This is a genomic window from Segatella copri (genome assembly GCF_015074785.1).
Classification (GTDB): Bacteria; Bacteroidota; Bacteroidia; order Bacteroidales; family Bacteroidaceae; genus Prevotella.
This window is the reverse complement of the sequence record NZ_CP042464.1, coordinates 2,404,299-2,417,297: the sequence shown is the minus strand read 5'-3', so window position 1 is coordinate 2,417,297 and position 12,999 is coordinate 2,404,299. Positions and strand designations below refer to the sequence as shown.

General features: G+C 46.4%; 7 protein-coding genes. 6 read left to right on the top strand and 1 reads right to left on the bottom strand.

The annotated features are described in order from the left end of the window. Positions 1-37 precede the first annotated feature (37 nt). The 5 genes from FO447_RS10325 (at position 38) to FO447_RS10305 (ending at position 8,429) form a co-directional block, all read left to right on the top strand. Positions 38-1,600 (top strand): glycine--tRNA ligase, encoded by a 1,563-nt coding sequence (locus FO447_RS10325; protein ID WP_006848488.1) that lies wholly within the window; start codon positions 38-40, stop codon positions 1,598-1,600. A gap of 33 nt (positions 1,601-1,633) precedes the next feature. Next, positions 1,634-2,305, top strand: coding sequence for an FKBP-type peptidyl-prolyl cis-trans isomerase (locus FO447_RS10320; protein WP_234698981.1), 672 nt, complete (start codon positions 1,634-1,636; stop codon positions 2,303-2,305). Between the two features lie 84 nt (positions 2,306-2,389). Continuing rightward, on the top strand, positions 2,390-3,772 hold the full coding sequence (locus tag FO447_RS10315; RefSeq protein WP_200756229.1) for an MATE family efflux transporter: 1,383 nt from the start codon (positions 2,390-2,392) through the stop codon (positions 3,770-3,772). Between the two features lie 241 nt (positions 3,773-4,013). After that, positions 4,014-6,836, top strand: coding sequence for a M16 family metallopeptidase (locus FO447_RS10310; RefSeq protein WP_200756228.1), 2,823 nt, complete (start codon positions 4,014-4,016; stop codon positions 6,834-6,836). A 726-nt stretch (positions 6,837-7,562) separates the two neighbouring features. Next, positions 7,563-8,429, top strand: a complete 867-nt coding sequence (locus FO447_RS10305; protein ID WP_200756227.1) for a DUF4923 family protein — start codon at positions 7,563-7,565, stop codon at positions 8,427-8,429. Between the two features lie 108 nt (positions 8,430-8,537). On the opposite strand, the gene bglX is transcribed toward FO447_RS10305, so the two are convergent. After that, the gene (gene bglX, locus FO447_RS10300; RefSeq protein ID WP_200756226.1) at positions 8,538-10,907 is read right to left on the bottom strand and encodes a beta-glucosidase BglX; all 2,370 of its coding nucleotides are present in this window, start codon (positions 10,905-10,907) and stop codon (positions 8,538-8,540) included. A gap of 313 nt (positions 10,908-11,220) precedes the next feature. Between bglX and FO447_RS10295 the strand changes: the two genes are divergently transcribed. After that, entirely contained in the window at positions 11,221-12,864 is a 1,644-nt protein-coding gene (locus FO447_RS10295; RefSeq protein ID WP_234699118.1) for a DUF6377 domain-containing protein, read from the top strand. Positions 12,865-12,999: the final 135 nt, after the last annotated feature.

Below are 12,999 nucleotides of genomic sequence, written 5' to 3'. Positions count from 1 at the left end.
ATCTTTGCCGAAAATTTGAAAAAAATAAGATTTAATCATGGCACAGGAAGATGTTTTTAAGAAAATTGTAAGCCATTGCAAGGAATATGGCTTCGTGTTCCCAAGTAGTGAAATTTATGATGGCTTGGCTGCCGTTTATGACTATGGTCAGAATGGTGTTGAGCTCAAAAACAATATCAAGCAGTACTGGTGGCAGAGTATGGTATTGTTGCACGAGAACATTGTTGGTCTCGATGCAGCTATCTTCATGCACCCTACAGTATGGAAGGCATCTGGACACGTTGATGCTTTCAATGACCCATTGATTGATAACCGCGATTCAAAGAAGCGTTATCGTGCCGATGTGCTCATCGAGGATCACATGGCTAAGTATGAGGAGAAGATTGCCAAGGAGATTGCCAAGGCTAAGAAGCGTTTCGGCGATAGCTTTGATGAGGCTCAGTTCCGTGCTACCAACCCTCGCGTTCTGGAGAACCAGAAGAAGTTTGATGACCTCCATGCCCGCTATACTGAGGCTATGCAGGGGCCTAACCTGGAGATGCTGAAGCAGATTATCGAGGATGAGGGTATTGTTTGCCCTATCAGCGGTACCAAGAACTGGACAGACGTTCGTCAGTTCAACCTGATGTTCTCTACCCAGATGGGTGCGGCAAGCGATGCTACAAGCAAGGTATATCTCCGTCCTGAGACTGCTCAGGGTATCTTCGTAGATTACCTGAGTGTTCAGAAGACCGGCCGTATGAAGTTGCCATTCGGTATCTGCCAGATTGGTAAGGCTTTCCGTAACGAGGTTGTAGCCCGTCAGTTCGTATTCCGTATGCGTGAGTTCGAGCAGATGGAGATGCAGTTCTTCTGCCAGCCTGGTACTGAGATGAAGTGGTTTGAATATTGGAAGAAGGTTCGTCTGGCTTGGCACGAGGCTCTCGGTATGGGTAATGAGAACTACCGTTACCACGACCACGAGAAGCTGGCTCACTATGCCAACGCAGCTACCGACATCGAGTTCAAGATGCCATTCGGCTTCAAGGAGGTAGAGGGTATCCACAGCCGTACCAATTTCGACCTTTCTCAGCACGAGAAGTACAGTGGCCGTTCTATCAAGTACTTCGATCCAGAGAAGAACGAGAGCTATGTACCTTACGATGTAGAGACATCTATCGGTGTAGACCGTATGTTCCTCAGCGTAATGTGCCACTCTTACTGCGAGGAGAAGCTGGAGAATGGCGAGACACGTGTTGTCTTGCGTTTGCCAGAGGCTTTGGCACCTGTTAAGTGTGCTGTGTTCCCATTGGATAAGAAGTATGGTTTGCCAGAGTTGGCTCACGAAATCGTTGACGAACTGAAGTTCCACTTCAATACTCACTATGGCGATCCTAAGGATTCTATCGGTAAGCGTTATCGCCGTCAGGATGCTATCGGTACTCCATTCTGTATCACCGTAGACCACGAGACTCCAAACGATCATAAGGTAACTCTGCGTTATCGTGATACCATGGAGCAGGAGCGCGTAGCTATCTCAGATCTTCGCAGCATCATCGAGGAGCGCGTAAGCATCACTAGCGTATTGAAGAAGCTTGGCAAGGAAATCAAGAACTTCTAATTAATCAAATACATTTAGATGAATCTTAAGAGTTTGAAATATTTGTTCTTCCTCATGATGGCAGTAATCACGCTGTCATCATGCAGCGAAGATGATGCCACCACCGACGAGTATGCCAACTGGCAGGAGCGTAACGACAAGGCGTTTGCCGACACGCTGGCGTATGCCAAGGCACAGATTGCTGCTGGCAGTACCGAGTGGAAGGTGATACCCAACTATAGCCTTGTCAACCAGAAGCCTAATGTGGGCGTCAATGGCAGCCAGGTGGTGCTCAAGTACAAGGACACCGACTATATCGTAGTGCATGTGCTCAACAAGGGCAATGGCAACGGGTCGCCCCTCTATACCGACTCCATCCAGGTGAGCTATCGTGGCAGGTTGATACCTACCGACTCTTATGCCACAGGTTATGTCTTTGACCAATCGTTCACCGGAACGTATGACGTGACGACGGCATTGCCTATAAAGGCAAAGACCGATAAGGTCTCAAGTCAAAGCTCTGGCGGGTGGATAGATGGTTTTACCACAGCGTTGATGGCGATGCACCCTGGCGACCATTGGCAGGTGTTCATGCCAGCCGACTTGGCTTATGGCTCCTCGGGGAATGGTAGTGTTCCTGCCTATTCAATGCTCCGTTTTGAGATGGTGCTCAAGAGTTATAAGAGAGCTTCTAGCAAGAAGTGGATTGCTGAACAAAAAGATTAAGATTAAAGAAAAAAGTATGTGCATATGTTTGAAATGATATATGCACATATTTTTTTGTATGAGCGATATACGAGAAATTAATTTATGCTTTATAGCAAGAAGACAGATTATTTGATGGAGTCGATTCGGCTGGGTAGGGAGATGGATCGACGCGAGAAACTCAATCTTATTGTAGGGTTGAGTATACCTTCTATGCTGGCTCAGATATCTACGGTGATGATGTTCTTCATCGATGCTTCTATGGTGGGCCATCTGGGAGCAGAGGCTTCTGCCAGTATCGGATTGATTGAGTCAACTACCTGGCTTATTGGTAGTTTACTCAGTGCAGCGGCTACTGGTTTTTCAGTACAGGTAGCTCATTTTATCGGAGCCAACGATTTTGCAAATGCCCGTCAGGTGTTTCGCCATGCGCTGATTTGCGGTGTGGCGTTCAGCGTTTTTGTTTCTCTTCTCTGTGTCGGCATTCATTCTTATCTGCCTTATTGGCTGGGTGGAGGTGCTGATATAGCCACCAATTCCTCTCGCTATTTTCTGATATATGGTCTGGTACTTCCATTCGTTTTCCTTTATCATATATCCGAAATGATGCTAAAATCTGCGGGCAATATGCATACACCTAGTGTGATGGCAGTATTGATTTGCATCTGCGATGTGATATTCAATTACCTGTTTATCTATATCCTGAAGTTGGGTGTTGTGGGGGCTGCCTTAGGAACGGCGATGGCTTATGTCTGCATCTCTCTGCCTAATCTTTATCTTGCAGGTTTCAAGAATAAGATACTGAATCTCCGTCAGGACCATGTCCGTTTCCGTTGGGTCAGGTCGTATGTTCATAATGCCTGTAAAATCAGCATTCCGATAGCCATACAGAACATATTGATGAGCGGTGCGCAGATAGTGAGTACCATGATTGTGGCACCTCTTGGCAATATAGCCATTGCCTCCCATTCTTTTGCTATTACGGCAGAGAGTCTTTGCTATATGCCGGGTTATGGTATTGGTGATGCGGCTACCACTCTGGTGGGACAGACGCATGGAGCAGGGCGAGTAGGTTTATGCAAGAATTTTGCTTATATGACAGTAGGACTGGGAATGGCTGTGATGGCTGTGATGGGAGTGGTGATGTATGTCTTTGCTCCTGAGATGATTGGCGTTCTTTCTCCGGTAGAAAGTATCCGTGAGCTGGGAACCGTCTGTTTGCGCATCGAGGCTTTTGCTGAACCATTCTTTGCAGCCAGCATCGTGACCTACTGTGTTTGTGTAGGAGCGGGCGATACCCGGAAACCGGCGATGATCAATCTCGGTACCATGTGGCTGGTGCGCCTCACTCTGGCTTATGCGCTTTCCAAGAGCTATGGCTTGGAGGGTGTATGGATAGCGATGGCTACCGAACTCACATTCAGGGGAATCCTCTTCCTTATCCGCCTCTTCAGAGGTTCATGGATGAAGAGCTTTCATGTAGGTTAGGATTGGTTTTCTGCCTCCAATGTTAGTTTTAGGTTAAGATTTGCATACATCGGGAAGATATTCTCTAAAATGTTTGCAAATCTTTTTTATTTTTCTTAATTTTGCATCGCAGAAGGTAATCATGTTACTGGATATGTCGCTATATATTATGTGAACTTATTAAATAGCATGATATATATATAATAAGGTATATAGAAAGAATGATATAGAAAACAATAAATACATAAATAATTAAAATCAGATGAAACTAAGAAAGATTTTTGCAGCAGTAGTGCTGTTCCTTTCTGCAGGTACAGCGATGGCACAGCAGATGCCAGCTATTCCGGTAGACAAGAATGTGAAGATAGGTCGTCTTGATAATGGATTGACTTACTACATTCGTCACAACAGTTATCCTGAGCATGTAGCCAGTTTCTACATCGCACAGAAAGTGGGTTCTATCAATGAGAATGATGACCAGCGCGGTTTGGCTCACCTCTTGGAGCACCTTGCCTTCAATGGTACCGACCATTTCAAGGGCAACTCTTTGCAGGACTATCTGCAGAGCATCGGTGTACAGTATGGCCGTAATCTTAACGCCTATACATCAGTAGAGAAGACTGTTTATTACTTCACAGATGTTCCTACTACCCGTACAACAGCCGTAGATTCATGCATGCTCATCCTCAAGGATTGGAGCAACGGTATCTCTCTTACCAAGGAAGCCATCAATGACGAGCGCGATGTGGTACACAATGAGTACCGTATGCGTATCGTAGGTCAGCAGCGCATGATAGAGCGTTCACTTCCTAAGCTCTATCAGGGCGAAAAGTATGGCTACCGTTTCCCTATCGGTTTGATGAGCGTTATCGATGGTTGTAAGCCAGAAACTCTCCGTGCTTACTATCGCAAATGGTATCGCCCAGACAATCAGGCTATTATCATCGTGGGTGATGTAGATGTAAATCATATCGAAGCTAAGATCAAGGAACTCTTCTCTGGTATCAAGGTACCTAAGAATGCCGCTAAGGTTGAGAAGGTAGAAGTATCTGATAATGATTCTGCCATCTACGTTATCGACAAGGATAAGGAGCAGCAGGTTGATCTCTTCCAGGTTTATATGAAGCACAATGCTGTGCCCGATTCTCTGAAGGGCAATATGAGCTATCTCCTGAAGGGATACATGGATAACGTGATTTCTTCTATGATTGCTGCCCGTTATGCTGAGAAGGCATTGGAGCCAGACTGTCCATATCTCCAGGCAAGTGCCGGTGATGGTTCATACCTGATTTCAAGCACTAAGGATGCTTTCACCCTTACCGGTGTAGCTAAGCCAGGAAAGATTAAGGAGGCTTATGCTGCTGTTCTCCGCGAGGCACAGCGTATGCGTGAGTTCGGTTTCACAGCTACTGAGTATCAGCGTGCCAAGGATGAATTCATGAGCCAGGTTGACAAGGCTCTTGCCAACAAGGATAAGATGAAGAACGAGCAGTTTACCACCCAGTATGTGGATAACTTCACTTCTAACGAGCCTATCCCATCAGTAGAAGAGGAGAGCCAGATCTGGAAGATGGTAGTTCCAAACTTGCCTCTTGAGGTTATCAACAGCTATGCCAAGCAGTTGGTTTGCCAGAGCGATACCAACCTTGTATCATTGGTAATGATGCGCGAGCAGGCTGGTGCTGTTTATCCTACCGAGCAGGAACTTGCTGCCATCGTAAAGCAGGTACGTGCTGAAAAGCTCGAGGCTTATGTGGATAATGTTAAGCAGGAACCTCTCATCGCTCAGGCTCCTAAGGCTGGTAAGATTAAGAAGACTGTTGAGAACAAGAAGTTGGGCTTCAAGGAGTTGACTCTTTCTAATGGCGCTAAGGTGGTATTGAAGAAGACCGATTTCAAGGACAATGAGATTGCTTTCGCAGCTTCAGCCAATGTGGGCTATTCTACTTTCGGCAAGGAAGACTTCCTGAATGCTGCATTTGCAGCAGATGTGCTCGATGCTAGTGGTCTTGGCGATTTCTCAAGCAATGAGCTTGATAAGGCTTTGGCTGGTAAGCAGGCTGGCGTTTCGTTCAGCTTGAGTCCTTTTAATCATGGTTTGAAGGGTAATTCTACTCCTAAGGACATCGAAACCCTGATGCAGCTCATCTATCTCAAGATGACCGCAGTAAGCAAGGACCAGAAGAGCTTCGACAATATGAAGAGTATGATGGCTACTGTTCTTGCCAACAAGAGCAACAACCCAGGCCTCGTATATCAGGATTCTGTTCAGAGCACCCTCTATTTGGGTAGCAAACTTGCCCGTGTGCCAGAGGCAAGCGATATAAAGGATATCAACTACGACCGTATCCTGGAGATTGGTAAGCAGTTCTACGGCAATGCCAAGGACTTCACCTTCTATTTCGTAGGTAACTATGATGAGAAGACTCTCCTCCCACTCATCGAGCAGTATATTGCCAGTCTGCCAAACAATGGCTTCAAGCTGAAGAACAAGCAGATTCCTTATGCTAAGGGTAAGGTAAGCAATATCTTTACCAAGGCAATGGAGAATCCACAGAACCAGGCTACAGAAATCTGGTATACCAAGGCTCCATTCACCTTGAAGAATTCAGTTCTTGCTGATGTTTCAGCCCGTTTGCTGGAGATGAAGTATTTGCGTACTATCCGTGAGGAACTCAGCGCTGCTTATCATGCAGGAGCAAACTATGGTTTGCTTCGCGATTATGATAACAAGGCTGCCATCTCTATTACAGCTGTGGCTCAGCTGAACCCAGAGAAGTCGGATATCGCTATTCCTTACTTCTTCAAGGGTATGGATGAGACTATCGCCCAGCCAAATGCAGAAGACCTTCAGAAGGTGAAGGAGATTCTCCTGAAGCAGGCTGCTGTAAGCGAGAAGTCTAACGGCTATTGGCTTGGTGCGTTGAGCACATACGAGCGTATGGGTGTTGATACTCATAGCGATTACAAGGAGATGGTGAAGAATCTGAAGGCATCTGAGATTTCAGACTTCCTGAAGAATGTCATCTTGAAGAGTGGTAATCACTTCGAGATTATCATGAAGGCAGTGAAGAACGAGAAGTAAATTTCGGACTTGATATAATAAAACGAAAAAATCCCGTTGTACAAGCCAGATGGCTGACAACGGGATTTTTACGTTTTTTCTTTTCCCAAAATTTTTGAAACTCATCATTTAAGAGTCGTTCCGAAAAATCTCTCTTTTAAAAGAAAGGATGCGTCCTTATTATATATGTATAAGAGCACCATCTTTTCCTCCTTTACTTCATGTTTCTGAAGAGTATTAACCTCTTCTCTTTGCCTTAGAAGCAAGAGCCTCACGGCGATCCTGAAGAATCTGTTGGCATCTATCGATAGCCTGATTCTGATTTTCTGAATTTACCTTAATTAAATCATTCATAACCTATTGATATTTGTTAACTGCTTGCAAAGATAGAAGTTTCTACCTATTTCTAGGTACAAAATGCATGAAAATGCGTGTTTTATTCGTTATTTTTTGATTTATGTCAAAAAAATGTGCAATCGTTTGAACAGTTTTTCCCCTCCCCCTTAGAATGATAATTGGTATTTTCTGAACGATTTTTTTCATTATCTTTTAAACGAATTGTCATCGCAATCGTCTATAATAACGTAAAAAGAGCAGAAATGCTGAGTTTTTAGGGAGATTCATACGCGAAATAGGGATTTTTCTTATCGTATTTCCGATTTTTTTGCGAACTTTGCACCCGAAAGAACAATAGGAAGTATTGGGTATATATAAATAAGAGTGATAAAAATAAATATATAGAAAGCAATGAAAAAGGTATTTCTTTTGGCTGCCCTCGTGCTCGCATGCACAGCTGGCAGCAACGCAAGCGCTATGAACGAGGCAGCGCTCAATGCCTCAATGTCTGAGATGATGCCGGTTAAGAAAACGGCTAAGAAGACAACAAAGAAGACTTCAAAGAAGACTACGACCAAGAAGACTTCTACAAAGAAAACAACTTCTGCTGCATCTAACACAACAGCTGCGACTGCAACAACAACTTCAGCAACAACCAGCAATGCCGCTACATCTACCAGTGCAACCAGCAATGCAGGTTCAGCCGTTGCAGGTATCTTGGGTGCTGTACTGGGCGGAAACTCTAACAGCAGCAGTTCTGCAGGTAGCAGTATTATCAATGGCATTCTGAATAATGTAATCGGTTCAGGTACCTTCAGCAAGCAGGATCTCTGTGCCCATACCTGGAAGTACAGCAAGCCGGGATGCGCCTTTACTTCTGAGAATCTCCTGGCAAAGGCTGGCGGTGAGATTGCTGCCAACAAGGTAGAGGAGAAGTTGGGTGAGTATTACAGCAAGTTTGGTTTCAGCGGCTCAAACACCTATTTCACCTTCAAAACTGATGGAACTTTCGCTGCCAAGATAGATGGCAAGTCATGGCAAGGCAATTATACTTTTGATGAGAAGACTCATGCCATTCAGATGAAGGGCTTGCTCTTGAGTATGTCGGGTTATGCTACGAAGACTACCAACGGCATCAGCCTGCTTTTCGACCAGACAAAGTTGCTCAACCTCATCAAGACCATGGGTGCCCTCAAGGGCAGTTCTACCCTCAGCGCTATCGGTACTATCGCCAATAATTATGATGGTATGCGTGTAGGTTTCGAGATGAAGAAGTAATAACCGAGCCGTCTGTTTGGAGTAGGCTCAGTAGATGATAATCGCCCTGTAAGAAGGAAAGCATCTTTTAAGCTATGCTTTTGCTTCTTGCAGGGCGATTTTTATTGTTTATTTCACGCTCAGTTTCATTGTCTTTACATCCTTGCTGTTGGCTCCTATCATAATCTGGAAGTCGCCAGGTTCTATCACGTGCTTCAAATCTGCGTTGTAGAACTTGAGCATATCTGGGGTAATATCAAAGCTTACCTCCTTGCTCTCACCTGCTGCCAGATGGATGCGCTGGAAACCTTTCAGTTCCTTTACAGGGCGGGAGATGCTGGCTACCATGTCACGTATGTAGAGCTGCACAATCTCGTCGGCATCGCGGGAGCCATTGTTCTTAACGGTGACGCTAGCTGTAATCTTCTTGCCATCCTGCCATTCGGTAGCCTCCTCATTGCTGATGCCGGCCTCCTGGCTGCTCAGGCGGAAGTTGCTGTACGAAAAGTAGGTATAGCTCAAACCGTAACCGAAAGGATAGAGCGGACCATTGCTTACATCCAGACAGTTGCTGGCAAACTTGGCAAACTTCTCATTATCGTCTGCTACAGGGCGGCCGGTGTTCTGATGGTTGTAGTAGAGAGGCTCCTGACCGGTAGTCTTAGGCATCGAAGTGGTGAGCTTACCCGATGGCGATTTGTCGCCAAAGATAACATCGCAGAGTGCATCGCCCATCTCTGAACCTCCAAACCATACATTCATGATGGCTGGTACATGGGCTTTCTCCCAAGTAAGGACCGTAGGGCGGCCTGCAAAGTTGAGGAGTACTACTGGCTTGCCCGTCTTCAGGAGTTCGGCAAGCAGTTCGCGCTGTACGTCCGGCATCTCCAGGTTGGTACGGCTACCGCATTCGCCGCTCATCTCGGCACTTTCGCCCATGGCACATACTATCACATCCGCCTCTTTAGCTATCTTCAGCGCTTCAGCCTTCATCTCAGCCTCGTTGCCCCAGTTGATTGGGTTGCCGGATTCGCCGTTTTGCTGCAGCTCCTTATTGCGCCAGATATTGCTTCCCTGGGCATATAATAAGGTGGCTTTTCCGGCAAGGGCATGCTCCATTGCCTCCTTGATGGTGGTATATTTAGATGGTACCTGAGCCACGCTCCATGTACCGGCTATGTTGTTTCGGGTGTCGGCAAGCGGACCTATCAGGGCTATCTTTCCTTCCTTCTTCAGTGGCAGGATATTGCCTTCGTTCTTCAGAAGCACGAAGGTCTCTGCTGCTACATCGCGGGCTGCCTGACGGTTCTCTGCGGTATAAATCTCGCTCTTGCTGCGCTTGGTGTTGCAGTAGCGGTAAGGGTCGCTGAACAGCCCCAGTTTATATTTCGCTTCCAGGATGCGGCGGCAGGCGATATTCACATCCTCCTCGCTCACCTTTCCTTCTGCTATGCTCTTAGCCAGATGCTTTACGAAGGCGTTGGAGCACATGTCCATATCGGTACCCGCCTTCAGCGCCTGTTCTGATGCCTCCTTGATGTCTTTTGCCGTTCCGTGCTGCAGAATCTCGGCGATAGAAGCGTAATCGGTAACCACGAAACCGTTGAATCCCCATTGCTTTCTCAAGACATCGGTCATCATCCATTTGTTGGCTGTAGCAGGTATGTAGTCGATGAGATTGAATGAAGACATCACGCTGCCTACGCCAGCCTTCACCACTGCCTCGTAAGGTGGCAGATACTGGTTCATCATGCGCATGCGGCTCATATCTACCGTGTTATATTCCTTTCCGCTCTCAACGCCTCCGTACAGGGCAAAATGCTTCAGACAGGCCATGATGCGGTTGGCTCTCAGAATCTCTTCTGTGCGCATATCCACGCCCTGGTAGCCCTGAGTCATCGCTGCTCCCATCACGCCGCTCAGATAAGGATCCTCGCCATTTCCTTCGCTTATTCGTCCCCAGCGGGCATCGAGTGCGATGTCTACCATAGGAGAGAATGTCCAGTTGATACCGTCGGCACTGGCTTCCTTGGCCGATACTTCGCCTACTTTCTTCAACGCCTCGGTATCCCATGAGCAGGAGAGGGCGAGAGGGATAGGGAACATCGTTTCGTAACCATGAATTACGTCCATACCTACGAGCAGTGGGATGCCCAGACGGCTGTTCTTGATGGCGATTTCCTGCAGAGCCTTGATCTTGTCGAGCCCTTTGATATTGAAAACTCCGCCCATGTTGCCCTGGGCGATATCGCTGCCTACCTGAGTATCAAGTGCGCCGCCGGTGGTGATGTCGCCAGCTACCATCAGGTTCAACTGACCAATCTTTTCCTGTAGCGTCATCTTCGCCATCAGTTGGTCGATATACTCCTTCATGGGTAGAATCTTGCCTTTCTTGGTTGTGGCAGTTACTTTTTTCTTAGGGGCTGCGGTATGGGCGAAAGCAGGTGCTGCCATAGAACCAGCCAAAAGAAACGTGAGTGATAAAAGTGCTGTTCTCATTGTTTGTTATGTTAATTGTTATTTTATAAAGTTTATCTTCTATTTAAGACCATGCAAAGATAATAAAAAAGATGATACGATGCGCGATAGAAATGTTAAAATGTGGATGAAATTTTCTTTTTTTGGAAGAGATGTATCTGATAATGAGATGGATAAGAAAAATGGAGGATATATAAAAAGTGGATGCAGTATAGACGAAAATGCGAAGAAATCTACATTTCTTCTATATCAGATTTTGTCGTTTCCGATTTTTTTATTACTTTTGCACATGAAACCTCATGAAAATGAATCAATCTTAAACGGAATCAAGTTGATGTATCGCATAAATGAATTATGGGGAAAGGCATTCTTCTTCCTGCTCTTGGTCTTGATGCCTCTTTCTCTTGCAGCAAAAACAACAGATAATATAGAGCAGCTTTTTCAGAGTCTGGACAACGCTATTGCCCATTCGGCTGATTATGTGAAGGTACGTGAAGCCCGAATTTGCGATTGGGAGCAGAAACTGAAGACCGCCAGGCGGCTAAGCAGTAAGTATGATGCCTGTTTTGCGCTCTTTGAGGAATACCGCTCCTACAAGAACGACATGGCGCTGAAATACATCAATCAGTGTATGGAACTTGCTATCAGAATGGACGATAAAAAGAAGGTGGAAAATGCCAAGGCGCTTCTTGCTTTCCAGGAATCGACCACGGGCGATTATGCCGAATCATACGACCTACTGAAGTCTGTCAATATCGCTGATCTTGATGCTGAGGGCAAACGCAACTACCTCTGGGCTTGCCAGCATCTGTATGGCGAGATGGCATATTATTCCAACGTTCCCTCTTTGAAGAAATATTATACCGGCAAGCATAATGCCTATCAGGCTGCAATAGACAGCACATTCAGCCATGATGATGACCTTTATCTGCAGATGCAGGAGGTGAGGGCACGCGATGCGGGCAATATGAAGGAGGCTTTGCGATTGAGCGATAAGCGGCTGGCGATGACGAAACCGGGCACCCATCAGTATGCCATTGTACAGTTTTATCGCGGCTTGACCTACAATCAGTTTGGTGATAAAGAACAGTTCCTCCGCTGCCTCTTGCGTTCTGCTATCTGCGATGTCCAGTTGGCTGTGATGGACCAGGGGTCTCTCTGGGAAGTTGCCAATCTTCTCAACGCCGACCCGGGCGAGCAGAAGCGCTCTCATGAGTATATCAAGTTTGCCTGGCAGTCGGCTACCATTTTCAATACGCCTAGCCGCAGCCGCCAGATCATGCCTGTGCTCACGCAGATTGAGGAGGGCTATCAGAAAGAACTTTCAGCGAGCAACCAGCATCTGCGGCTCATGGTAGCGTGTTCAGCCTTGCTTCTCTTCGTGGTTATGGTCTTGCTCTACTATGTCAACAAGCAGCGCAAGCGCATTGCTGCGGCCCATCATAAGCTGAAGGAAACCAACCATGCCTTGCAGTTGGCAAATGAGCGTCTTAACGAGATGAACCATTCTCTCAACGAGAGTAACAAGATGAAGGAAGTATATATTGGTCGCTTTCTGCGCCTTTGTGCCATCTATGTCGACAAGATAGAGACCATGCGCAAGCGAGTAGTGAAACTGGTGAAGGCTAGAGAACTCAACAAGTTGCTGGAGCAGATGCAGGCTGGCGAGGCCTACATGGGCGAGCTGTATGAGTATTTCGATTCCGCCTTCCTGAAGCTCTTCCCTGACTTTGTTGAGGAGTTCAATGCCCTCTTGAAGCCTGAAGAGCGTATCGTGCTCGAAGATGACAGCCATCTTTCTACCACCCTCCGTATCTTTGCCCTTATCCGCTTGGGCATCGAGGACAGTTCTAAGATTGCCGAGTTCCTTCACTATTCTGTGAACACTATCTATAATTATCGCGCCAAAATCAAGAATAGTGCCATCTGTGACAGGGAAGAGTTCGAGCAGCGCGTGAAGCAGATTGGCATGAAATAAGCCTTTCTGGGCGTGATGGCGCAAACTTGCGAAAATTCAGGAGTAAATGCTGCAGATACCCATGCGCCCTGTTTTAGGGTGTCAAGTAGGTTAATCTTCTGATAATCAGGATATTGATATTTTGGAAAATCCCCG

What these genes read in the sequence shown, in the direction of transcription:
- bglX (WP_200756226.1), bottom strand. Translation starts at nt 10,907, where the DNA reads ATGAGAACAGCACTTTTATCACTCACGTTTCTTTTGGCTGGTTCTATG.
- FO447_RS10310 (WP_200756228.1), top strand. Translation starts at nt 4,014, where the DNA reads ATGAAACTAAGAAAGATTTTTGCAGCAGTAGTGCTGTTCCTTTCTGCA.
- FO447_RS10325 (WP_006848488.1), top strand. Translation starts at nt 38, where the DNA reads ATGGCACAGGAAGATGTTTTTAAGAAAATTGTAAGCCATTGCAAGGAA.
- FO447_RS10315 (WP_200756229.1), top strand. Translation starts at nt 2,390, where the DNA reads ATGCTTTATAGCAAGAAGACAGATTATTTGATGGAGTCGATTCGGCTG.
- FO447_RS10295 (WP_234699118.1), top strand. Translation starts at nt 11,221, where the DNA reads ATGTATCGCATAAATGAATTATGGGGAAAGGCATTCTTCTTCCTGCTC.
- FO447_RS10305 (WP_200756227.1), top strand. Translation starts at nt 7,563, where the DNA reads ATGAAAAAGGTATTTCTTTTGGCTGCCCTCGTGCTCGCATGCACAGCT.